Genomic DNA, 24,287 nt, shown 5'->3' on the forward strand with positions numbered 1-24,287 from the left:
TTATCTATCGGAACTTCCAGCCGTAAAAAACCATGACTGAACCAAGGGCATAATGCGAATATTCTTGCATCATCTTGATTTCAATCGTCATTTTTAATATTCATATGTAATACGTTTCGCTTTGGTTGATATATATAATAAAAAATCATTATTATTTGCATACGCGGTACATTATGTGCCATGGAGGCTTCATGCTAAGTGAAATATCGACCCAGGTGTCGACCGTGAACGGACAAGACTATCTGGTGCGCTGGCGACAGGCCACGACAGACGGCAACGATGCCTTTGACAGCGGTAGTTACAGACAGGCAATCGGTCACTATGATTTTGCCCTGGCCCTGGCCTCGGAATGCTTTGGCGTGGCCGATGATGCTGACACCGCCATTGCAGCCTACGTAATAGCCCATCACAACCTGGCCGATACCTATGAACAGCTAGGTCGCAAGGCGCTGCAGCGCCTGCATCTGTGCCTGGCTCACGAGAGACTGTGTGCAGCCATGAATGACCGGTCACTGCCGCAATCGTGGCAGGACGCGGCTATGAACCACAGCAGACGCACCTACACCGAACTTACCCGGTTTTTGAGTTTGCATCCGGACGATAAGCAGGTACAGCGCACGGTAAGCCAGGGCGCAGCCGGAATTACATTTGAAACGCCGATTCACTAAGGGCAATGATGTCCTTGTTGGCCCGTAAATAGCCCTTATTTGAGGCATTCATTTGGCCGGTAATCGGCCTGTCGTTGGCCTTTGCTTATTTCGACCAGCGTCTTGCCATTGATCGCGCGTTCGGATCCATTCTTAAATGAATTACATGAGGAGCAGTTTATGTCTTATACCCTTCCCGCTCTGCCTTACGCATACGATGCGCTTGAGCCCAATATCGATGCACGGACAATGGAAATCCATTACACCAAGCATCATCAAACATACATTAACAATCTGAACGCGGCATTGGAAGGCGAGAACCTGCCCACGCCTGCCGTCGAGGAGCTGATTTCGGATATCGACAAACTTCCAGAGTCTGTACAAGCGGCGGTGCGCAATAATGGCGGCGGACATGCCAATCACAGCTTGTTCTGGCAAGTGATGTCTCCCCAAGGCGGCGGCCAGCCGGACGGAAAGCTGGCTGCAGCCATTGATGCAGACCTGGGCGGATTGGACAAGTTCAAAGAAGCCTTCACCAAAGCGGCTATTTCGCGTTTTGGCAGCGGCTGGGCATGGTTGAGCGTGACACCTGACAAAAAGCTCGTTGTTGAAAGCACCGCAAACCAGGACAGCCCGTTAATGACCGGCAATACGCCCGTTTTGGGGCTGGACGTATGGGAACACGCCTACTATCTGCAATACCAGAACCGCCGACCGGAATACATTGCTGCATTCTACAACGTAGTGAACTGGCCCGAAGTGGCGCGTCGCTATGATGCGGCGATGGCCTGATCCGGTGTTTACCTGATCCGGTGATAACTTGATTCGGTTATAACTTGATTGCCGCCCGTCTTGAATTATATCGAGCGGGCGGCTTTTGGCTTATTCATTGTCTGATCAAGGTCGATTGGGTCTGGAGCACCAATCGACCCGAGTCAGTCGTAATATCACATGTGACATGAGCCAGGTTGCGTCCCTGGTTAACGATGCGACTGCTTGCTTTCAATAAGCCCTCGGTTCCCGGACGAATGAAGTTTGCGCTTATTTCAAGCATACGCCAGTCCTGCTCTACAGTGGCAAGGCTGGTGCTGATCGCCAGGCCGAGCAATATCCCGCCCTGTACATGACCAACCCGATTGCCGATATGCAATCCGCATTCGACCTCGCATGTAGCTGCCTTTGCGTGCGCCACCGGCAACAGGCCCCAAAATCTCTCTGTAAATGTCGTTGTTGTATCCCTACCGCTAGCGCTGCCGCCATCACTGTCTCTTCCATGAGCGCTTGCTTTCTGCGCTTTGAGGTAAACGTCTTTCTCCTGGTCGGTAAGATCATTGATATCAAGCCATTGCACCTGTTCCACCGTGGTCGGACTTGGCAGCGCTTGCGCCGGCTTATCTGCAGGACGGTTCAGGACCGCAAAATTGGCTTCCGCAAAACAGATTTCCGTATCCCCCGAAAGGAGAGCCACACTGCTGTTGCGAATCGCGATTGCGGTTGCATCCGATCGAAACCGGGTATGGCTTTTGGCCGAAAGACGCTGCGTTGCAGATTTACCAGTAAATGTGAGCCGGGCGCTGACTGTCGCCAGCCTGGTCTCAAATCCGACTTCTCCACGGATTGCGGCCGCCAGCGCAACATCGGCCAGGATACACAGGGCAACCGGTAGCGGCTGGCCGTTGTGGGCAACATTGTTGTCCAGACCCATTGTCAACGTTGCCTCATCGTAGCCGACAGATTCGTATGTAATTCCCAAAAAGTAGGCAGGCAGGTGCCAGCCGACGACACGCTGCAGACTCAAGGCTTTCAAAACACGCAAAACATCCGCGTCAGGCGCGGTGGGGTCCATAGAGGAAAGAGTCTGGGCTTGAGTCGTGTGCATATGTCAATTGAATTGAACTGGAATGATTTCCCGGCGCATTATCTTTGAAGAAGAAACCATTTTACACGGCTTGCGGAATGCGCCTGTCAGGGACCGGACACCTTAGGGGCTTTACATAGGCCTCCATTAGTGTGGCCTGCGGTTACACAGTTGCGTGTGTCTGATATGAGGATATTTAATCCAGCGAAATCCGGTTGTTTTCTATTACTGCTTTCCACTTGATACGATCTTCGTCAACAAAGTGATCGATCTGTTGCTGACTGCGTGGTTGCTGCACATAAAGGCCCAGCGTCTCAAATCGTTTCTGGAACGATTCATTCTTAAGCGTGGTATCGATTGCGGTTCGCAGAGCGTTTACAACAGCGTCAGGCGTGCTTTTGGGTACGGCAAGACCGAACCAGGTTGAAGCCTGATAATTAGTGTTGCCGATTTCTGATACGCTCGGCACATCGGGTAGCACCTTAAGGCGACTGGATGAAGTTACAGCGAGCGCTTTGATTTTTCCATCCTTGATGAGCGGCAGCGAAGTACTGATAACGTCAATCATCAATTGCGTGTCATTGCTCATGAGTGACGTCAATGCCGGCGCACTGCCATTATAGGGAACATGGGTCGCCTTGATGCCGTATTGGCCGAGCAATAATTCGGTGGCCAGATGCAAGGGATTGCCGTTACCCACTGATGCATAGTTAAGCTTTCCCGGATGCTGCTTGGCGTAGTCTACAAATTTCTGCATGCTATCCAGGCCTGATTTTTCATTTGTGATTACAACCAGCGGAATGTCAGCAACAATGGAAACGATACGGTAATCGCGCTCGGGATCGTAGGGAAAATTCTTGTAAAGCAAAGGATTGAGCACCATGCTGGAATTGCTTGCAAGAAAAAGGGTATAGCCGTCGGCTGGCGAGCGCGCCACTTGAGTGGCGCCTATTTTCGTGCTGGCCCCTGGCTTGTTTTCGACCACCACCGCTTGTCCGAGCGCCTGACCCATGTTTTGCGCCAGCGCTCGCGCCAGCTGGTCTGCAGCGCCCGCCGGCGTATATGGTACCACCAGCCTGATGGGCTTCTCTGGATAAGCGGCGCAGGCTGGCGCAACGACTGCAAAGCCGAAGGTAGCGGCAATAATGACACTTGCAATGCGTTGGTTCATGATGAGTCTCCTTGATTATTCGTTTCGCCCCTGAACGGGCTTTTTTTCAATCACACGATGACATTCGTATTAGACTTTACGGCTGTGACCAGCCCAGTATTTATCGCGTAGTAAGCGCTTATATATTTTTCCGGAATCATCCCTTGGCAAGGCAGAGTCGATAATGAATTGGCGCGGAACCTTAAATTTGGCCATGCGTGCCTGCAGCCAGCGCCCGATCGCCTCGGTGTCCAACGTTTGACCGGCTTGCGGTTGTACAAACGCAAGAAGCGACTCGCCAAATTCAGCATCAGGAACACCAATAACGGCGCAATCGGCGATGCCGTCATATTGCAGCAGTTGATGTTCGACTTCTGCTGGATAAATATTGACTCCACCGGAGATTACCATGTCGGATTTTCGGTCGCAGACAAATAAAAAGCCATCTTTATCCAGGTAGCCGATATCGCCCAGACTGATCAGACCCTCTTTGTCGATGTCATTGCGCGCCTGTGGATTATTGCGGTAATGAAAATCCGCATATGCCGGTTGCCGGACATAGATGTAACCGGCCACCCCTGGGCCGCACCGGGCGCCCTCTTCGTCGTAAATTCTGATCACTGCCTCACCCGCCGGTTTGCCTGCGCTGCCCGGTTTTGCCAGTGCCTGATGTGAGTCCAGCAAAGTAATTAGGCCTGCCTCGCTGGACGCATAGGTTTCATAGACAATAGGACCTAACCAATCAATCATTGCCCGCTTAATTTCTGGCGCACAAGGGGCGCCAGTGGAAGCGACAAATCGCAGAGATCCGAGGTCATAGCGTTGACGTGACTGTGGGTCAAGCTTGAGCATGCGGACATACATAATTGGCACAAGATAAAGGACTTCAATGCGGTAAGTTTGAACCAGTTGCAGCACTTCCAAAGGATCGAACCGGTCTGTTAATACAAAGACTTCGCACATTTGCAACGCATTCTGAGCAAACAGACTGGGCGCGCTGTGGTAAATGGGCGCTGGTAGCAACGCCCTGCATCCCGGAACCAGGCCGAGTGTTTGCCGTAGCAGCTTTTGCGCTGCCACTTTGCGATCGGCAGCAATTTCGGGCGGAAACATGTGCCTAACCACACCTTTTGGCTTACCGGTCGTGCCTGACGTATAGGCCATGTGACCACGTGGCGCGTCAGCGTATTCGCCGCTTTCCGGGAAGGCATCGCGCCAGCTCGCATAGGACAATGGCGCATTCGCCTGACCATTGCAAGCGGGATGTTCGTCCACAATCAGCACCGGCATGGAAGGCGGCACCACCGCTTGTATACGGTCCCAGAAATCAGCATGCACAATGAGCAGTCGCGCTCCACTATCGTTGAGCAAAAAATCGACTTCCGCTGCGGTAAAATGCCAATTGATGGGACAGTACGTTGTACCGACTTGCCGGCTGGCGTCAATGGCCTCCAGAAAAGCTTCGCTATTGCGCAACATGATCGCAAACGTGTCGCCTGGCTTTATGCCAAGTGTACGCAGACCAAATGCTAATCGGCGGGCCCGCGACTGATGCACTGCCTTGCTGGTCTTTCTGTTCTGGACAACAACTATCGGTTCCATCGCTACTCCTTAGCTTTGCGCGATTGGTTCCGTCCGCGCCTGAATGCGTTCGCGGGCAACCTGCCAGTCATTTTTATCCCATTCGAAATACTGCTTGAAGTAAGCACCGTTAGCCAGCCAGTCGCCCACGTCCAGCGCGACTGTTTGGCCATTGAGCCAGCTGTTTTCCGGGCATAGCAAAAAAGTGGCTAAGTTAGCAATATCGCTGAACTGACCAAGCCGCTGCATCGGATTCTGACTTGCCAGGGCATCGGTGTTGCTCTCGGTAGGACGTAGCCTTGCCGACGCTCCCTCTGTTGGAATGACGCCGGGAGCGATCGCATTGAATCGAATGCCATGCCGCCCCCATTCGATAGCGAGCGATTTGGTCATGGTATCGACTGCAGATTTGGACATAGCCGAAGGTACGACAAAGGGCGATCCGGTCCAGACCCAAGTGACGACGATTGATACGACGGAGCCAGGATGTTGTGTAGCAATCCAGCGTTTGCCGACCGCCTGGGTGACATAAAAAGTGCCATTAAGCACGGTCTCGGTAATCGCCTTGAAACCATTGACCGAAATATCCTCTGTCGGACAAATAAAGTTTCCGGCCGCATTGTTGATTAAAGCGTCTACTCCGCCGTGTTCGTCCCAGATATGCTGGACCATTTGGTCGACCTTGTCTGAATCCCTGATATCAACAGAATGTACAAAGACACGGCTGTCTGGAACGCTCGCTTGCAGATTCGCAGCAGCCTGTTCCAGAACGTTCATTCTGCGTCCGCAAAGATGTACCTGAGCACCAAGGCTAACCAGCTTTTCGGCCATGGCCAGCCCCAGACCGGTTCCGCCCCCGGTCACCAGTACGCGCTGATCCTGAAAAATATTTTCTGAAAAAATTTGGTTCCGCATGGTTGTCTCCTTGTGCAGACGAGTGTAACAACGCCCTCTGCTGGCAACAATGCGAATAAATCGATAATATATGTTTCCTGCTAGTTGACAATAAAAGCAAGGATATATACCTTTTGTAAGTTAACGACCAAGCAAAGGGGGAGCTTGATGGACAACTACAGTGAGCTGGACCTGAACCTGATCCGCCTGTTCGTGACGATCATTGACACCGGCACGCTCAGCGAGGCCGCCAAACGCCATCACATTACCAAGTCACACGTAAGCAAAAGCCTGAAGCGACTGGAAGCCCAGTTGAATACCCAGCTGATCCGACGCTCAACCCGGCGCCTGGAGCTGACCCAACAGGGTGAGGTGCTGTACCAGCACGGGTTGGGGATATTGCGTGAACTGGAAGCGGCAACGAATCAGATGCTAATGTTGGGCGCAGAGCCGACTGGCACCGTCAGACTCAGTGTCCCAACCGGGCTGGGCGAACTTGTTTTGCAGCCGATTTTGATCGATTTCAAGAAGGCCTATCCGCAGCTTAATCTGCACATCATGTTTTCGAATCGCGTAAACGATCTGATTGAATCCCAGGTGGATGTTGCCTTGCGGGTCGTGGCTGAACCTCCTCAGAATTATGTCGCAAAGAAAGTATGCGATGTGCAGTGGCGTCTTTGCGCCTCTCCCCGCTATCTGGCTACGCATGGTACTGCAGCGCAGGATCCGCAAGGTATTGCTCAACTGCAATTCATTTGCTCATCAAACCGTCGTTTCCATGAGCAGATCCTGCTGGTAAACGGTAAGGCTTCAACAGAGCTGAAGCTCAAGCCTGGCCTGCAGTCGGAGAACTTCCGCTTTTTGCTCACGGCCGCCAAAAATGATCTCGGCGTAGCGCTATTGCCCAGTTACGTTGTTTCACGCGATGTGACTGACGGCCACCTGCAGTTGGTATTGCCACAATATCGGATAGGCGGCATTGATGCGACGCTTTATATCCTGACTACAGCCAGGCCGCATTTGGCATCGGCCGCCATCAAGACTTTGACGCAATACTTGCAGGCGCAGCTCAAAACCGTGTTCAGCGAATGAACGGTGCCTTAATGCACCATACAAAAGCGTAGCACAAGAATAGTACGCGCAATATCGTCTACGGATCATCGGCCGTAGCAGCGTGAAATTTCCGCCTCTACTGAAGCACAATAAACCGGTTGCTAATTATTTGCATTATGTAATAATGTCGACACTAAAAGTTAATCGCGCCTGAGCTAGAAGCGATACGCCATGCTAATGCATTCATTCGTCCCACGATATACGATCATGCCCTAAAGTATGAAAAGGAAGCTTGTCGCAAATGGGCAGCTAAAAAAGCACCCTTACTTTCTGAGCAGGGCGGATCCCTGACGCGTTAAAACTGAAGAATATTTTCGCGAACAACATTGCAAAAATTAAATGAACAGACAATTTACTCCCTCCAGTACACTGCGCACATTACCAATACAAATTTCGGATCAAATTTCTGAACGGATTATTGATGGCAGCTTCGAATCGGGCGAGCGTTTGCGCGAGGTTGAATTGGCGGAATCATTTGGCGTAAGCCGCGCAACCATCCGAGAAGCCCTGCGTTTGTTGGAGCAGCGTGGTTTAGTCCAGATCAAGCCGCAACGCGGCGCGCATGTCACCCAGCTTTCATTAAAGGAACTTGAAGATCTCTTCGAAGTGCGGGCGTCCTTGCTCTCGAGCGCCTCGCGACTTGCCGCAGAGCGTATACACCCAGACAATGTCAGAGCATTAAATTCGTATCTTGCTCGTCTTGAAGAAAACACTGATGATTCTGCCCGGTACTCAGCAATTAGCGGGGAAATGGTCTCTCTCATTGCAGCCATTTCTGAAAACGAAATACTAGCCCACTATATCAGTGACTTCGCTCAGCGGATTGGGCGATATGTGCGAATGGGTCTTCAAAGCGAAGAACGCCGACAAGCATCTCTGCGCACATGGCGTCGACTTGTGGATTTTATTGTGCAAGGAGATGGACCGAATGCTGCGGAAGAGCATCGCCGGCTAGCCCTCGAGAACAGGGATGGCGCACTTAAGGCACTCCAGGAAGGGCAAAAACTGTCTTCCCTGGCGAGTGACGAAATTTAAGACTTATTTAAATTGTTGATAAAAATACTAGCCTGTGCTTAAATGTCGACATTATAAATGTAGAATACATTAAAGGAGATGGTGATGGGAATGAATAGGCTATTCAAGCTACTTTTCACGAGTGTCGCACTGGTCTTATCCAATAACCATGCGTTGGCTCAGGAAAAACCTGTATTGAAAACACCCGTAATGGCCATAGTGCCTTTCAGCCCTGGGGCATTGATAGACATCATTGCCAGGATTTATTCCGAAACGTTATCCAAGCAAATTGGCCAGCCCGTTGTAGTAGAGAACCGCCCGGGCGCCGGGGGCATGGTAGGAACACAGCGTCTGCTGTCTGAAGATGTCGCTCGTAATACTTTGTTATTTGTATCTTCGTCCTATGCTGTCAATCCTTCTGTGCAGGAAAAACTGCCGTTCGACACGCTCCGGGATCTGTCGGGCGTTGCATCCATTGCCTATTCTCCAACGCTAGTCGTTGTTAATCCCAAGAGTCCCTACAAAACTTTGCAAGACTTGATCGCGGCAGCAAAAAAGAAAGATGCATACCTGACTTACGGATCCGCAGGAGTAAATTCCGCGACCGATCTGGTTGGTCGATACTTCAATCAAGAAGCGGGAATACAACTTGAGCACATTCCCTATAAGGGTGTGCAGGAGGGCGTAGCCGAGGTAGTCGCCGGCCGCATCGATGTGTCCTTTGCGCCGATCGCGCTCGCCATGCCCTATATCAAGGATGGCAGGCTCAAGGCAATAGGAATAACCAGTGAACACCGGTCAGACATACTGCCCGACGTACCGACTGTTAGCGAACAAGGCGTTGCCGACTTTGATTATGCGATTTGGTATGGCGTCATTATGAACGCGAAAACACCCGACCCAATGAAAGCTTACATGGCAGAGCAGATTAGCGCTGTAAACAGTAACCCCGACGTCAAGCGCAAACTTGAACAGCAAGGCCTGATTAGTCGAACCGTCTCACTCGACGAATTCGACGCTTATATCAAGCAGGAAATAGAAAAATTCCGAAAAATCCTTAAACCAACCCATTGAATTACCGTACAACAGAAGGAATTGTGAAATGAATGAACTTACAGGCGGGCAGGCCGTTGTCAAAGCATTGCAGACTCAGAGATCGGACGTTGTCTTTGGCCTCATTGGTTCTGCGGGCATGGAGATTTTCGATGCCCTTTACGATGCGCCGGATATACGTTTCATCGGTGTACGCGATGAACGAACGGGCGTGCACATGGCAGACGGTTACGCCAGGGCAACGGGCAAGGCAGGCGTGTTTCTGGCTGGTCAGAATGGACCGGGCGCGACAAATTTGGTTACCGGACTGGCTCAGGCCCACGCGGCTTACTCGCCGGTGATTGCGCTTGCCGGTTCCCTTTCTACCGGCCATGTTTATCGTGATGCGTTCCAGGAAGTAGATCAGCAATCCCTTTTCAAACCCATTACTAAGAAAACGATCACACTGACCCAGACTGCGCGTATCCCCGAGATGATTGGTGAATGCTTTCGTGCAGCGCTATCGCCAAGGCAAGGCCCGGTACTGCTTAACCTGCCCCGGGACCTGCTGGCCGAATCGCTGCCTGAAGAAAACTATGCAGAGGCGGGCGCGGCATATATCACCGACTCTTCCACTGGGTCACCTCAAACGATCGCGGCGGCAGCGGACCTACTGCGCAACGCACAGCGTCCCTTGATCATTATAGGCGGAGGCGTAAAAAACGGCCGGCACCAGGCTGAAGTTATTCGACTGGCGGAGCTGCTCAACGTCCCGGTTGCCATGTCGCCCGGGCATGGTGATGCCTTTCCCTATTCACATCCGTTATATGCCGGTCAGGTCGGCCCGCGTGGCAACGCAGTCGCTTCCGATCTGGCCAAACAGGCTGATGTTATCCTTGCGCTAGGTACCCGATTGGGCTTTAACACCACGTTCTATTTACGTGGAAGTCTGAACCCGGCTGCAAAAATCATCCAGACAGATACTGAAGCGACGGCCATCGGACGGTTTTGCCCTATCGCTATCGGCATTCAAGGAAACGCCGGTTGCATATCGGAAGGATTAATCAGCGAATTGGTTGACCATAAGGCGGGCGCGGAAACTCATCGCTGGACAGAGGCCTTTGCCGAACGACGTGAAGCACTGCTAAAAATTCGCGACGAGGAAAATGCTACTGGTACGGATCCCATCCAGCCGGGCTTCCTGTTCAAAACGTTGCGCGACGTCGCCCCGGACGATGCCATTTATACCATGGATGCGGGCACCCTTTGTCTTCAGGCTACCGATCAACTGCGTTACATGCAGACGCCGTCTTTGTTCACACCGCTGGACTTTGGACTGGTGGGTTTCTCCTATGCTTGCGGCCTTGGGGCAAAAATCGGACAACCTGATCGCACGGTAATCAGCCTGATGGGCGACGGTGGTTTTGGCATGGCATGCAGCGAACTCGGAACCGCGGTTGAGAACGGCATCAATACTGTTTGTATTGTTATGAATAACGGATGCTGGGGGGCCGAAAAAGCGTATCAGCGCGATTTTTTCGGACGGCGTTATATTGGTGCCGATGTGACAAACCCGCCGTTTGACAAGCTTGCAGAACTGTGGGGAGCCAAAGGTTTCAAGGTAACTCATGCTGCCGAGCTGGCAGAAGTCGTCACCGCCGCTATTGAGTGCGGCCGCCCGGCAGTGGTAGATGTGCGCGTCGACCCAGCCGCACTGTTCAGTTTCCGCAAGGATTCGTTCAAAAACAGGGCTGGCAAATAAATGGATACGGAATCGTTTGATTACATTGTTGTTGGGGCCGGCTCTGCCGGCTGCGTGCTGGCCAATCGACTCAGCGACAATGGAAAATTCAATGTTTTACTGCTGGAGGGTGGTGGAGAAGACAACAACATATGGATTCACATCCCTCTGGGCGTAGGCAAGTTACTGACGAATGAAAAATATGTCTGGCCATTCAGAACCGAGCCGCAGCAGCACATGGACGGAAAGCAGATTTATTCTCCTCGTGGGAAGGTCCTAGGTGGTTCGAGCTGTTTGAATGGCATGGCCTATGTGTGGGGAGACCCGAAAGAGTTCGATAGTTGGCAATCGCTCGGCGTCGACGGTTGGAATTACCAGGCACTGCTGCCGTATTTTGCAAAGATCGAAAGCAACCCTTATAGCGACCACCCTTTGCGGGGTAACCACGGCCCTATCAAGATTACCGACAGGGCCAAACGCGAACCCGATACATTGTCAGATGCATATATAGCAGCATGCATACAGGCTGGCATTGAGTGCACAGACGACTACAATGCCGAGAATTACGAAGGCGTGCGCTATCTGGAGCAAAGTGCCAGTAATGGCCGACGTTGGAGTACCGCGCAAGGGTATCTGAAACCGGCCAGATCGCGCAAGAATCTGAGCGTGCGCACCCGCGCGCTGGTCAGAAAGGTACTGATAGAACAAGGGCGATGCGTGGGAGTTGAGTATGATTGGCAAGGGCAAATACAAATCGCCCATGCCGCAAAAGAAACCATACTGAGTGCCGGTGCCATCCAGTCGCCTCAGTTACTGGAACTGTCAGGTATTGGAAATTCAGCTTTGCTAGGTGAACTCGGCATTCCAGTAACGCATCATCTTCCTGCCGTCGGCGAAAATGTCAGCGACCACTTGCAGGTCAGGTGTACATTTCGCACCTCTGTGCCCGAGACGATCAATGATGTGATGCACAGCCCCTTGCATAAACTCAGGGCCGGCTGGAAATACATGACACAACGTAAAGGCTTGCTGGCAAGTACCTCGTCAACGGCTCATGCGATTACCCGTACCGTACCGGAATGCACTCGACCGGACGTTATGATGCGTATTTATCACATCAGTGGCAAGGATCGGTACTCAAGGTCTGGCGTAGGCGGCATCGACCCATACTCCGGATTTTCTCTGGGCGGATTCATGCTCTACCCCAAGTCTCGAGGCTCGATTCACTGCAGTTCCGCCGACCCTTTGGCAGCGCCGCGTATCCAACCCAATTATCTTGAACACGAAGAAGATCGCAGGACTGCGGTTAATTTGCTGCGGCTGATCCGTCGCGTTGCGGCGCAGGAGGCAATGCGAAAAGTGATCGTAACCGAAGAGCGACCCGGTATGGAGGCAATGTCGGACGAAGCCCTACTGGACTATATAAAAGAATCGGGACAGACTGCCTGGCACACCGTGGGTTCATGCAGCATGGGCAGATCTGGTGCATCTGTCGTGGATTCAAAGTTGCGGGTTCATGGCCTGACCGGTCTGCGTGTTGCAGATATATCGATCATGCCTACCATCGCATCTTCAAATACCAATGCTCCTGCAATGATGATCGGAGAAAGGGCAGCTGAGTTCATCCTGAACGACGCCGATAAATATTAAGGAAATAAATATGGTTACTAATCAGGCTATTCCAACGCCACAGTGCGAAGAGCATATTGCGAAAGGTGACTGGAATCCCCTGTGGGATCAATTGAGGGAACTGGATCCGCAATTTATGGAGGCTTATTTAGCGTTCCGAAGTATTCCTCATAAAAATGGACCTCTTCCACAGAAATACAAGGAACTGGTCATGATCGCCATCAATGCTGCCACGACCCATCTGTACGGCCCGGGGGTACGCCGCCACATGCAGAATGCGTTCAAGCACGGAGCTACACGTGCAGAGATCCTGGAAGTGATTCAGCTGACCACGGTAATGGGAATTCATTCATGCAATCTGGCGATTCCGATTCTGATGGAAGAGATTACAAAGCAAGGCTGATGCCCAGATCCCGAAGCGGTAGACAGCCGCTTAAGCACGTATGGCTCCTCGTCAAATTGTGTTATTGCCAAATACATGTTTGATCACCAGACAGATGGTCAAGGATTCATGCAGGCTGGAGTAAGGACATTTACGAAAGCCTACAAGCAACTGGTCGTCATTGAAGGCTTTTTGGACAGATCGAATGTTAAACCGATCACGCACTTGCGCAATTAGAATAGTAGTTCTGTATCGCGCCGACTCGTTTGCTTGCGCAAAAAGACGTTTGCGAGAAACTTTTCCGAGCAATCCGCGCGCACGCAGCCTCCTTACGTGTTGGCAAAGGCATCGAGGCAACGTCACCGATGGGCCAATTGCATATGGACAGAATCACACCAATATTGTTCTTGAGTGTGTGGCGTCGACTGCGACCCTAACAGATCATCGACTAAATGCGCAAGCGCAGCCCGATGGATGCGAGTCAGTAGCCAGTGAAGGCGGAGCGCGACGCGTCAACCGTAGGGCTTCTCGCACCCAGGTCGGTGTCACCAACGCCGGAAAGCGGCTGTTTCTGAAGCTAATTCTGTATGGCGGGTGGGACTAGTTTCGTCTGCCCGCGCGATATTTTCCTATACCTCAACAGACCCTGATATCGTCGCCTGAAGTTTCCGATCCTCAGTATCCAATCTCATATGTGCGCCCTATGAAGATGGTTTCCGCCAGGCGAAAACAGAACGATTTCCTATTGAACAGACGTAAGTGCATGTATAGCATGCATTGCTGATCCTGTCGAAAAACCAAGCGACGGACAATTTCAGATAAAAAATATACCGCAGTAAACTCAAGGAGACGATCCATGATATCGCGAAGGCACATGTTGCGAGCAGGCGCAGGCCTGATTGTCTCAGGAGCTCTCTCAGGGCTTCCTAAGCCAACCATAGCCGCGAAATATCCAACCCGTCCAGTAACCATTGTGGTGCCGTACGGTCCCGGAGGAGTATCCGATGCAATGGGGCGCTTGGCTGCCTCGAACCTTCAAAGCGCATTAGGAGGAGCGTTTGTTGTCGATAATCGAGCTGGCGCTGCAGGTATGATAGGCGCACATCGTGTAGCTCACGCGAAACCGGACGGATACACAATTCTTGAGCATACAAGTGTGTTGGCAATCCATGCCGTATTCAATAAGAAGCTGAACTTCAATATCCAAAAAGATCTTGTTCCCATATCTCTTTTGGGTAAGGGGCCCTGCATATTAATGGCATCGACGAAAACCCCATTTTCTAATATAGCAGAGCTTATTGATTATGCGAAAAATAACCCGGGAAAGCTTAACTATGCCTCTAGCGGTGTGGGCTCTACGGGGCATTTGTTTGGAGAGCGTTTTGCTCGGAGCAATAACCTAGATTTGACCCATATTCCCTACCCAGATAGCGGCCGAAGCTATCTTGCCCTGTTCGCAGGGGAAGTACAGCTTGTATTCGATTCCGTCACCGCTCTCGAGATGATCCGTACAGGAAAGGTAAATGCCTTAGCCGTTACCTCGGAGGACAGGTGGTCGGAGCTGCTTGAGGTGCCAACTATGCGTGAACAAGGCTTTCCAGACATGACAGCAGAACTGTGGACCCAGCTGTTGGCCCCTGCTGGCACTTCTCAGGAAATCATAGAGGCCATTGCCGCGACGCTTGCTGATGCAGCCAAGAGTCCCGAGTATATGACCATTGCTAAGAGAGCAGGGATGTTAGCCATTGGGAGTTCACCGGCGGAAGCACGCAAAGTCTTGGACGATGACATTGCAATGTGGCAAACGCTTGCCGACAATGGCTTCGAGCTCCCTGGCTAGCTTATGGGCGTTTGATTGGGATCGCCGCACTTAACTCGAAACAACCCGACACCGAACTTCCAAACAGATAAACGACAAGGTAACTGTCATTTATTTTTGTCAACATTGGCTTAAGGGTTTGCAACGTTTCTGGACAGAAATTGATTGAAAAAGGATGGACGATGGTTATTGATTGCCATGGACATGTAGTTGCCCCACAGAAAATTTGGGCATATCGCGCATTGCTGCTAGCCAATCGAGGGGCTGACGGTCGAGGCAAATTGCGCATTTCCGACGATGAAATTTGCGAGGCATTACATGCCCCCGACTGGGGAACGAAAGGTTTGATAGAGTTGCTTGATAATCACGGAACCGATATGCAGCTGATATCGCCGAGACCAACACATCTGATGCACAGCGAAAAACCAGAGAAAATCATCCACTGGTTTTTGGAAGAAGTGCACAATATAATCTATCGTCAATGTCAAATGTACCCCTCGCGCTTCCGAGGAGTGGCCGCATTACCTCAGTCGGCCGGACAGCCGATAGAGCAATCTCTCCCAGAACTTCGTCGATGCGTAGAGGAGCTGGGATTCGTTGGATGTCTTTTGAATCCCGATCCCTACGAAAACTCCGGAAGCGGAGAGGCGCCACCTTTAGGTGACCGCTATTGGTATCCGCTGTACGAGTTGCTGTGCAATCTGGACATACCCGCCCACATTCACTCCAGCACCTCGCGATCGTGCCGCTGTGGCTACAGTGAACACATGATCAATGAAGAAACAATCGCCGTTTTGGGTTTGTTGGATTCCGATGTTTTTGAGAATTTTCCGCAATTAAAGATCGTTTTATCCCATGGTGGTGGAGCAATACCCTATCAACTTGGTCGGTTTGAAGCTGCATCCCAACGGAAACACGGTCAGTCTTTTCGTGAACGCCTTCGTTTGCTGCATTTTGATACCGTTTTGTATACATCCGATGCTCTTGAGCTACTGGTGAAAACAGTCGGTGTGGAACGGTGTCTTTTTGCCGCGGAATGTCCCGGGGTTGGAGGTGTTATTGACCCCATCACCAATAGACAGATGGATGATCTCAAACCACAGTTCGAAGCCATGTCATGGCTCAGCGACATTGATCGCAATCTAATTTTTGAAGGTAATGCGCGCCGTCTCTTCAAACTTTGAACAATCAAAGAGGAAACGGCGAGACATATATCTCATGTGACTTCGATCAACCAACCTTTGTGCTGCAAAAGAAAGAATATTCAAGCCAATTGAGCGATTCAAACCGGCCGACTGCTTAATATTTTTTTGATTCGAAACCGACCTTCACCGAAGAAGGCAGTATTACTTCGTTCGGATGTGTCCAGAGCTTCGTAGTTGCTTGCGACGGGGAGGCTAGGCCGCGTTCGTCCCACCCAAATCAATTGGACTAATAGAGTCTTATCCAAGCTAGTGGCATCTCGATAGGGCGATGAACGGCATGCCCGGCACCCTGAAAGGTGTCGTTAATTATCTACCCCATCCATATGTTGAATTATAATTGATGATGACCTCATCCGGCATCAATAGATTATAACTATAGTTATGGATAAAATTCGTTCTGTTGCTCGAGTGTTGAGCGTGCTTCGTGCCATGAACATCAAAAATGTTAGCACGCTCCATGAATTACACTATCACACGGCGCTGCCAAAATCGACAATTTTCAGGCTGCTAGCGACCCTTGTGCAGGAAGGTTATGTAATTTGGGAAGAAGGTGCCAGTATCTATCGATTAACTTCCAAAGTTAAAGAACTAAGTGATGGTTACACTGAGGATTCGCGCATTGTTGACTTGGCAAAGCCGATCTTACTCAAAGTGACACGCGAGATCAAATGGCCATTGGCTTTGGGCTTTTTGGATCGCGATGCTATCGTAGTACGGTTTTCCTCCATGCCCTACAGTCCTTTGGCAATTTCGTCGACGACATTGGGGTATCGGCTTGGGCTTACGAATACTGCGATGGGGAGAGTTTATCTTGCGTTCTGTAGCGACATTGAAAGAGAGGCTATATTTGATCACATTGTGTCAAAGATTTACGATACAGATGCTTTGAGATTCATACGTTGCGATCTTCGCCAGGTGATACAAGCAGGTTACGCTTTGCGGTTTGCTAACGCTATGAGCGACAGTTCCACGCTTGCAGTGCCGGTCCAGGCCGATGCAAGCGCTTTCGCCGTTTTGTCGATGACCACCTTTGGGAATGCCATGACGAATGAAACCATTGAAAGGCATCTTCCGATTCTGATAAATACTGCAAAACAAATCGAAAAGGCAGTCAAAACCGTACCCGGTGTGGATTAACCCCAACCAAGGGAGCACCCCTTTTCATGGTCAAATTTGGGCGCCATTCTCTAAAGTTGTTTCTGTTTAGTGTTGTAATCGCCCCGTCATACCGTGACACATTACTTAATCCATAAAATCATTTCGGCTCGACTGGTCTCCCAACTGCAAGATATTGACCAATTATTAAGAGCACTAATAAAAAGGCTAAGTGAAAAAAAGCGAGAGCAATTCTCGGCATAAAGTCACAACTTTTCTTTAATAGATGAAGGTTCATATAAGACTAAGCGAGCCGATTTACATAAGATTGACTAATCATCGGGCAGAGGCAATATTATCTTATGAACTGTTTAGCTTAGCACTACCTAGATTTAAGCGATCGCTGGACGGGTGTCTTGAGAGAATTTTTGAACAGCATTTCGAAAATCCAATAGTTGGAATTTTAACAGCGGTTGTCAACGGGCTAATGATTGATAGGGCTTCAACGCATGAAAGAATGGAGCTATGAAGAAACGAAACAAATATTCTCCGCAGGTGCATGAACGCTCGATCATATGGTGCTGAAGCACCGCCGTGGCTTATCAATAGCGGTGGGCGACGCTCGGGTGATAGCCTCGAAGGCAGTGTGTGCTGCAGCACTTTGATGATTGGGCAAGCAAACACGAGATCGAATCGGTATAAGTAAGGATCGCCGTTATGTGTGAAATATTCAGACTCTGAGGACCGCCCTACCCTGTACGTTCCCCTCTCGCAGGCGCTCTAAGGTTGCGTTCAAGTGTTCAAAGGCTACCTCCTCTACAGGAAGTGGGCGGACCGTGCCCGATTTGATCAGATTGATCAAATCCTTCAGTTCTTGTAAGGTACCTACATAAGACCCCCTCAAGGTGATAGAGCGTTGTACAAGCGGGGGCAATTGCAATGTAATGTCCCCGCCAAAAAGGCCTACTATCACGGCCGTCCCCCCCTTTCGTAGGGAGGCGACAGCCAATTGGGAGGTGGTGGTGGTCCCTACAAAATCCACTGAAGCAGCGACGCCTCCAGCAGTTAATAGTAGTTGGTTCGTAGCCGAGTCGTCTCGGGGGTCCAGCGCCAACATAGCGCCCGCATCAAGTGCATATTGGCGCTTAGCATCGTCGATGTCCGCTACAGCGATACGCTTAAAGCCCATCGTCATAGCCAATTGCAAGCCAGCCATGCCGACACCGCCGAGGCCAAACAATAACAAAAGATCTTTCTCTTTGTCTATTTGCACCTTTCTAAGTGCGCTGAATGCTGTCAAGCCAGAACAAGCATACGTGGCGGCCAGCGAAGGATCAATTCCATCAATATCGACCAAGTATTTCGGATGCGGAATAACGCACTGTTCAGCATACCCTCCTGGCCGTGCCACGCCTATTGAATTTGGTTTGGCACAAAGATTCTCGTGTCCGCTGTTACAGTCGTCACAATGTCCACAACCTAGCCATGGGAACACCAAAAACGATTTGCCGATTTCGACGTCCGAAATCGGCGCATCCGGCCCTTTTGCAGAGAGACGGCCCACTATCTCGTGTCCCAGGACGAGTGGCGGCTTAATGCCACGATCCACAAGATTAAGGCGTTTCCCACCTCCCACGTCATAATATCCATCCTGTAAATGCAAATCAGTATGGCAAACACCGCAGCGCTGAACATTTATGACAACCTCGGTGCCGCTCGGTACGGGATCTGTATAATCACACAGATTGATCGGTTTGCAGAAACATTGCACAACGTAAGCTCGCATATTTATCTCCGTGGGTTAAAATTTTATTCATTAGAATTCATAGCGAGTTGGTAAATTGCTTGTTCATTGTTCCCAAGAAGTCCAGTCCTGCCAAGTGAATGCAAATTGTCCACCAACACGTCGCTGATGGGCCATGCTAACCGCCAGCTTCATTGATATGTTCCCAGGAATTTGTCTGAGTTTGCCTAGCATTAGTTCGTGCAAACTTTTGTAGTCCCTAACCCGCAATGTAAGTAGCAGTTGCTCCAATCCAGTTGTCCAATGCGCCACTTCAATTTCTGGTATTGCCATCGCCGCTCGCATAACCTCATCGACAGGCTGCTGAATATCGATTTGCATCGTAACAAATGCTCCAATTCCAAATCCCGCAAGCTCAGGATTAACTTCAACCCGATAACCTCTAATTATTCCGCATTTCTCTAACTTCTTAATCCTCTCATTCACCTGGCCCGCCGATATGTTCATCTCCCTTGCAATTGCACGCACCGAAAGTCGAGCATCCTTACCAAGAATCGAGAGAATTTGCTTATCGGTATTGTCAAGCGGATACGCCTCTGCATATCCCTCCTGGTTAGGCTGTTTGCTCATGTCAATTCCCTTATCTCAAATAACTGACATTTTGCCATAACCGGTGACTATCGCTAAGATAGAACTCGTACCAGCATACTCACTAACTCTTCCCGCTATCAAAAATTCCCCTCATCGCCTGTTTGCAATCATTAAGTCCAGTTCCTGCAGCGGCCTTCAAGAAACCTTGATCTGACGAGATTAAAAATCCCGTTACGCCCATCTCAGCATGGTGCTGCGCATCGAGGGCATTGGCCGCGAGCAGGAAAGCTGGTTTTTTCACTGAGTTCACCGCTGCCAGAACGCGTTCGGCTGCCGTTCGTACACGAGGAGCGTTTATCTCACAATCTCTATATGCCGCGGTCAAGTCACCTCGACCTACAAATACACAATCGAGCCCATCAACACTGGCAATTTCATCAATATTGTCAACCGCCTCTGGATCTTCAATCATTCCTATAACGAGTGCCTCACGATCGGCACGCTCAATATGCTCCCAGGTACTTCTCTGACCGTACTCGCCCGACCTAGGGGAATTAGAAAAGCCTCGCTGACCGGCGTAACGCGACGCCGCTACAACTTGGTGGGCGCATTTTGCATCTGTTATATGTGGAACCATCACGCCGAACGCTCCATCATCTAATGCCGCCAGTATCAATTCAGATCGGGCACAAGCGACCCTGACTATTGGTGCGATGCCGGCGGCGCGTGCAGCAAGAATGCATTGATCTATCTGTGCACGACCGAAGGGCGCATGTTCCGCATCGATGACCACAAAGTCGAAACCCAACGCGCCCAGTATCTCCGTAGCATGAGATGTAGGCGTTTTTATGAACGTTCCATAAACCGGTTCGCGCCGTAGCACACGATTCCGAAAAACCTCCGCCGCGCTGTGTATATTGGGCATGCTCATATATCGGCCTTTTCTGTTTTTTGGGGCATCGGGTAGTCGTTCGCATTCAATACCCATCCCGGTTTAAGCGAGAAATCAACTCGAGGAGGGCAGAAAATATCAAAAAGCAAAGTTCCGTTACTCGAAGTGGCATTGGACGTATGGATGGCCGGCGGTGGTATTACATTCAAAGACGGGCTCTCACAATCTAAATGCTGATCAGGAAGCCAATGACGCATATTACTCGTCCAAGGCCAGCGCATATGATGGGTCATAGTCCCCTCAAGAAGTAGCGATGCTTGCTCGAAATCGTCGTGGTGATGAGGGGAAACTTTCTCTATATTTCGAGGCCCGCTCTCCACAATCAAATTAACCATGAAGCTCGAACAACGCCAGATTCTTCCAAATCTGCCTGGCTCATCGGCGACATCCATGTTGTACCAATGGAGCTTGGCCGGGCTATGAGGCTGGGGCCAAGGCTTGAATGGAGCCACCCTGGAGTTTGGCGTCTTATAGGTTTCCGAGTTGATTGCCTTGGAGGCGAGATCGATAGATGCACTCGTAAAAAGAAAAATAAAGCGACCCGTCCCAGTAGCGGTCATCGTACTGTCACCCCGGGGCACAAAGGCAATAGAGAAACCCGGCACGTCTTCGCAACCACTGCTGCAGTCGATGCAAAAACCGGCATCGCGATCGACCGCTATTACCACGTACTCGTCCGGATGCATATCCCGCTGGAAGATCGCGCCTTGCTCCATCTCTGCGTAACACAGCACAAAATTATTTCCTCTTGCGTACCACCGTTTGCTTAGTTCATCGCTTTCGAATGGTTCCGATTGCTTAAAATGGATACAAGAGAAAAGCCCCCAAGGGCCTTCATTCTGATTCGATACAGAACTAGCCTCGGTGGCAGTGGGAAGCGTAGCGCGCGGATCATCAATATCGTACATGTCGTTTACTCTGGCTGGATTCCAGCGGCAGTCACAATAGAATGCCATTTCTTGGCTTCCTCTTGCTGAAATACCATCAATTGTTCGGAATCGAGTGGAAAAGGCTGCACATTGGCAGTAGAAATAAATTCGGAAGCGCGGCTGCTTTTAATTGCGTCTTGTATCAATGCCGCTGCGCGTTGAACAACAGACATAGGTGTACCACGCGGCGCATAAATTCCTTGCCAAAAGGTCATTGAATAATTCGGCAAACCGGCTTCACGCATCGTCGGCACATTTGGAAAGCTTTGCATGCGTTCTGTGCCGGTCACGGCAAGTGCTCGCAATCGACCAGACGCGATATATGGAGCTGCAGAGAGAATATCGAGCGCCATCAAATCTAGTCTTCCACCTACCAAGTCAATGGTGGCCTGTGCATTAGTCTTGTAGGAAACGCGCAACAAATTGATTCCGACCATCTGACTGTATAGCTCTACCGCGGCCAATACAGTTGAGGCGCCCCAGCCGAAAGATAATTTTCCTGGATTCTGGCGAGCGGAGTCAGTTACCTGATCAATAGACTTAAAAGAGGAAGATGAGTTAACCACAAATATCAATGCGCCTTCCACAACTCCCGAAACAGGCACGAAGTCATTGACAAAGTCATATGGCAATGATTTGAAAAGTGACTGATTAGCGGCATGTGTAGTGTTTGTTGTATGAAGTAAGGTATACCCGTCCGGCTTAGACTTTCGGACAAACTCAGTCGCTACGATTCCACTCGCACCAGGCTTGACTGATACCACTACATGATGCTTCGTCTGAGTTTCTATGGCCTCGGCCAGCACGTGGCCCATGCCATCAGTCATACCCGCAAAGGAAGCGACCAAGTTGATTGGCTTATTTGGATAATCGGTGTTTGCCCAAGATTGATTTGGATGCAGCAGAGATCCTCCCAGTGCGCCACTCATTATTTGTATAAATTGTCGCCGCTTCATCACTTTCTCCTCAAAACACTCTCAAAAACAACAAAGACCGGTATATTTTTTATCAAAGAAACTCAATTGAATAGTTATGTCATATATTATTATTCGATTGATTATATTAAATCATATTTTTTAATCAAATGCACATTTTTTAATAAGAATTGGTATTCATCACGTCTGGGGGATTGCAAGTATGCAGTTCGTTACGCGCTCTTATATGGCATAAAAATACAGCGGATGGGTATGAGATCTCCCTCAGTTGCCGCGAGTTTTGACGACCTGAGCACGACTCATGTGCCTTTATTATTCTTTATTGATAAGAAAGTCGCGGCATCTTGCGTTCTGAGCAAAGAGGATAATGCCATCCTGAATAGAGTACATGGCAAGCTTCACGCACTCAATTCCCACTCATATGGATTACATTGGATGCTACGTGACGGCCAAGGCTCGGTAAGAGCCTATGACGTGGGTGGTCGATTCGAACTTAGGGATGATGCTCGATGCAGCTCGAAGCGGTGCCGGACTGGCCCTACTTCCCCTCAGGCTGATCAGTGTTCATCTGCAAACACGAGAGCTTATCCGAGCACTGCCCTCCACTTCAGGACCAATCGTACCAATTCACGTATTGCGGATTCGCACCCGATATATTCAACCCAAGGTAAGCGCCATGAGACACAGCACAGAGCTTGCAAGCCCCTTTCAGTCTAATCCAGAAGTTACTCAGGGGTTTTGGGCAGGATGATGCTCACCGAGCTCGTAAATAAAGCTGTGTAAACCGTCTAGCACTAATTCTGACAGAGTATAGAAAGATCACATCGGTAGGAAATAACTTGAAGCGCGTGCCCGCTCGTCCCGATGAAGCTACGTTAGCGCACATGATGTTCTGACGAAAACTTGCAGTTGATCTTGCTCAATACCGGATCAGTGGCATCGACGCCACACTGTATATCATGTCAACGATCAGATCGCGTATGGCACCGGCAACCGTCAAGACATTGACAAAATACCTGCAACCCCAATTGAAATAGGTATCTGAAGAATAAATGGTATTTTTCAGCCATCCACTGATGCGAGATGTTTTCGTTTCTGCCAATAGATCCGTTAGACTTAAATGAATGGATTGGCGCTCCGCTATTTTTCAGGCAAGGAACCCTAAACACAATTTATAACTACACCTATAGATCACTTAAAGCTGGGATGACGCCGTTCCGTCATTGCAGCAACACCCTCTTTGAAATCATCACTTTGCATTTGAACAAACTGCTCCTGGCTTTCCTTGATGACGGCAGCCTCAAGTTTTTCAGTCAGGCCTTTACGTAAAGTTTTTCTTATGGATACGACAGCCGTTGGAGAGGACAAAGCGATCTCTGTTGCAAGGGATTTTGCATTATCCATTAAATCATCGCTCTTAACGAGGCGATCCAGAAGTCCGTATTCAAAGGCTTCTGTTCCGTTGATTCTTCTACCTGTGAAAAATAGTTCACTGGCTTTTTGATGCCCTATTAGCGTGGGCAAGGTGTACGACAATGCGAATCCCGGGTGGAAGCCAAGCCGGGAAAAATTTGCTGAAAATCGACTTTCTGGACACCCAATTCGGAAATCGGCCGTCAATGCGAGTCCTAAACCTCCACCGATGGCTGCGCCTTGCACGACGACAATACTTGGCTTTGAGCAAGCAAATAAGCGAAGCGCTTCAGCATAAATAGGATTGGTTCCTGACTCTTTCTTGGCGTTTTTCCGACCTGCGTTGTTAAAGTCGGCACCCGCGCAAAATGACTTTCCTTTGGATGCCAGAATGATGACACGGCATTTTTCCATCGCCTCAAGCTGGTTGTATATATTTGCAATTTGAGTTATCAGACTTAAGTCAAAGAAGTTGTGCGGGGCGCGATCAATTTCTACCACGGCGATGTAGTCTTTGACGTTACATATCAGGTCGGGGTATTTATCGATATTACTCATGTTAC

General features: G+C 50.1%; 22 protein-coding genes. 12 read left to right on the forward strand and 10 right to left on the reverse strand.

The window, feature by feature from the left end:
* The first annotated feature begins 191 nt into the window (after window positions 1-191).
* Window positions 192-668 (forward strand): hypothetical protein, encoded by a 477-nt coding sequence (locus CAP48_RS00265; protein ID WP_100694040.1) that lies wholly within the window; start codon window positions 192-194, stop codon window positions 666-668.
* A gap of 159 nt (window positions 669-827) precedes the next feature.
* Window positions 828-1,439 (forward strand): superoxide dismutase, encoded by a 612-nt coding sequence (locus CAP48_RS00270; RefSeq protein ID WP_100694041.1) that lies wholly within the window; start codon window positions 828-830, stop codon window positions 1,437-1,439.
* A 94-nt stretch (window positions 1,440-1,533) separates the two neighbouring features.
* Here CAP48_RS00270 and CAP48_RS00275 read toward each other — a convergent pair whose 3' ends face one another.
* The 4 genes from CAP48_RS00275 to CAP48_RS00290 all read right to left on the reverse strand — a co-directional run bounded on the left by CAP48_RS00275 (window position 1,534) and on the right by CAP48_RS00290 (window position 6,151).
* The gene (locus CAP48_RS00275; RefSeq protein WP_100694042.1) at window positions 1,534-2,526 is read right to left on the reverse strand and encodes a hotdog domain-containing protein; all 993 of its coding nucleotides are present in this window, start codon (window positions 2,524-2,526) and stop codon (window positions 1,534-1,536) included.
* 175 nt (window positions 2,527-2,701) lie between these two features.
* A complete protein-coding gene (locus tag CAP48_RS00280; protein WP_100694043.1) occupies window positions 2,702-3,676 on the reverse strand; it encodes a tripartite tricarboxylate transporter substrate binding protein in 975 nt (324 codons plus the stop codon).
* A 69-nt stretch (window positions 3,677-3,745) separates the two neighbouring features.
* Window positions 3,746-5,257, reverse strand: a complete 1,512-nt coding sequence (locus CAP48_RS00285; protein ID WP_100694044.1) for an AMP-binding protein — start codon at window positions 5,255-5,257, stop codon at window positions 3,746-3,748.
* 9 nt (window positions 5,258-5,266) lie between these two features.
* Window positions 5,267-6,151 carry an SDR family oxidoreductase gene (locus CAP48_RS00290; protein WP_197707217.1) on the reverse strand — a complete coding sequence of 295 codons (885 nt, stop codon included), beginning with the start codon at window positions 6,149-6,151 and terminating at the stop codon, window positions 5,267-5,269.
* Window positions 6,152-6,298: 147 nt separating this feature from the next.
* Here CAP48_RS00290 and CAP48_RS00295 point away from each other — a divergent pair, with 147 nt between their 5' ends.
* The 9 genes from CAP48_RS00295 to CAP48_RS00340 all read left to right on the forward strand — a co-directional run bounded on the left by CAP48_RS00295 (window position 6,299) and on the right by CAP48_RS00340 (window position 17,202).
* Window positions 6,299-7,222 carry a LysR family transcriptional regulator gene (locus CAP48_RS00295; protein ID WP_100694045.1) on the forward strand — a complete coding sequence of 308 codons (924 nt, stop codon included), beginning with the start codon at window positions 6,299-6,301 and terminating at the stop codon, window positions 7,220-7,222.
* A gap of 360 nt (window positions 7,223-7,582) precedes the next feature.
* Entirely contained in the window at window positions 7,583-8,278 is a 696-nt protein-coding gene (locus CAP48_RS00300) for a GntR family transcriptional regulator (RefSeq protein WP_100694046.1), read from the forward strand.
* A gap of 90 nt (window positions 8,279-8,368) precedes the next feature.
* Entirely contained in the window at window positions 8,369-9,331 is a 963-nt protein-coding gene (locus CAP48_RS00305; RefSeq protein WP_161495165.1) for a tripartite tricarboxylate transporter substrate binding protein, read from the forward strand.
* A gap of 28 nt (window positions 9,332-9,359) precedes the next feature.
* Window positions 9,360-11,051, forward strand: coding sequence for a thiamine pyrophosphate-binding protein (locus CAP48_RS00310; RefSeq protein ID WP_100694048.1), 1,692 nt, complete (start codon window positions 9,360-9,362; stop codon window positions 11,049-11,051).
* Window positions 11,052-12,680: a GMC family oxidoreductase gene (locus tag CAP48_RS00315; protein WP_100694049.1), complete on the forward strand. Its 1,629-nt coding sequence runs from the start codon at window positions 11,052-11,054 to the stop codon at window positions 12,678-12,680. It abuts the gene before it with no gap.
* A 10-nt stretch (window positions 12,681-12,690) separates the two neighbouring features.
* Window positions 12,691-13,062 carry a carboxymuconolactone decarboxylase family protein gene (locus CAP48_RS00320; RefSeq protein ID WP_100694050.1) on the forward strand — a complete coding sequence of 124 codons (372 nt, stop codon included), beginning with the start codon at window positions 12,691-12,693 and terminating at the stop codon, window positions 13,060-13,062.
* A gap of 988 nt (window positions 13,063-14,050) precedes the next feature.
* Window positions 14,051-14,881 carry a tripartite tricarboxylate transporter substrate binding protein gene (locus CAP48_RS00330; protein ID WP_161495166.1) on the forward strand — a complete coding sequence of 277 codons (831 nt, stop codon included), beginning with the start codon at window positions 14,051-14,053 and terminating at the stop codon, window positions 14,879-14,881.
* Window positions 14,882-15,021: 140 nt separating this feature from the next.
* Window positions 15,022-16,044, forward strand: coding sequence for an amidohydrolase family protein (locus tag CAP48_RS00335; RefSeq protein ID WP_242444276.1), 1,023 nt, complete (start codon window positions 15,022-15,024; stop codon window positions 16,042-16,044).
* Between the two features lie 402 nt (window positions 16,045-16,446).
* Window positions 16,447-17,202 carry a helix-turn-helix domain-containing protein gene (locus CAP48_RS00340; protein WP_100694054.1) on the forward strand — a complete coding sequence of 252 codons (756 nt, stop codon included), beginning with the start codon at window positions 16,447-16,449 and terminating at the stop codon, window positions 17,200-17,202.
* A gap of 688 nt (window positions 17,203-17,890) precedes the next feature.
* Here CAP48_RS00340 and CAP48_RS00345 read toward each other — a convergent pair.
* From CAP48_RS00345 to CAP48_RS00365, 5 genes are all read right to left on the reverse strand, one after another.
* Window positions 17,891-18,946, reverse strand: coding sequence for an alcohol dehydrogenase (locus CAP48_RS00345; RefSeq protein ID WP_100694055.1), 1,056 nt, complete (start codon window positions 18,944-18,946; stop codon window positions 17,891-17,893).
* Window positions 18,947-19,009: 63 nt separating this feature from the next.
* Window positions 19,010-19,534: an Lrp/AsnC family transcriptional regulator gene (locus CAP48_RS00350; protein ID WP_100694056.1), complete on the reverse strand. Its 525-nt coding sequence runs from the start codon at window positions 19,532-19,534 to the stop codon at window positions 19,010-19,012.
* An 82-nt stretch (window positions 19,535-19,616) separates the two neighbouring features.
* Window positions 19,617-20,426 carry an HpcH/HpaI aldolase/citrate lyase family protein gene (locus CAP48_RS00355; protein WP_100694057.1) on the reverse strand — a complete coding sequence of 270 codons (810 nt, stop codon included), beginning with the start codon at window positions 20,424-20,426 and terminating at the stop codon, window positions 19,617-19,619.
* A complete protein-coding gene (locus tag CAP48_RS00360) occupies window positions 20,423-21,355 on the reverse strand; it encodes a hypothetical protein (RefSeq protein WP_100694058.1) in 933 nt (310 codons plus the stop codon). Before CAP48_RS00360 ends, CAP48_RS00355 begins: the two co-directional genes overlap by 4 nt.
* Window positions 21,356-21,360: 5 nt before the next feature.
* A complete protein-coding gene (locus tag CAP48_RS00365) occupies window positions 21,361-22,332 on the reverse strand; it encodes a tripartite tricarboxylate transporter substrate binding protein (protein ID WP_100694059.1) in 972 nt (323 codons plus the stop codon).
* 481 nt (window positions 22,333-22,813) lie between these two features.
* On the opposite strand from CAP48_RS00365, the gene CAP48_RS20580 reads away from it, so the two are divergent.
* Window positions 22,814-23,062, forward strand: coding sequence for a hypothetical protein (locus CAP48_RS20580; RefSeq protein ID WP_369806317.1), 249 nt, complete (start codon window positions 22,814-22,816; stop codon window positions 23,060-23,062).
* A gap of 440 nt (window positions 23,063-23,502) precedes the next feature.
* On the opposite strand, the gene CAP48_RS00380 is transcribed toward CAP48_RS20580, so the two are convergent.
* Window positions 23,503-24,282, reverse strand: coding sequence for an enoyl-CoA hydratase/isomerase family protein (locus CAP48_RS00380; protein WP_100694673.1), 780 nt, complete (start codon window positions 24,280-24,282; stop codon window positions 23,503-23,505).
* Window positions 24,283-24,287: the final 5 nt, after the last annotated feature.

Origin of the sequence: Advenella sp. S44, from assembly GCF_002810445.1 — a bacterium.
GTDB lineage: Bacteria > Pseudomonadota > Gammaproteobacteria > Burkholderiales > Burkholderiaceae_B > Advenella.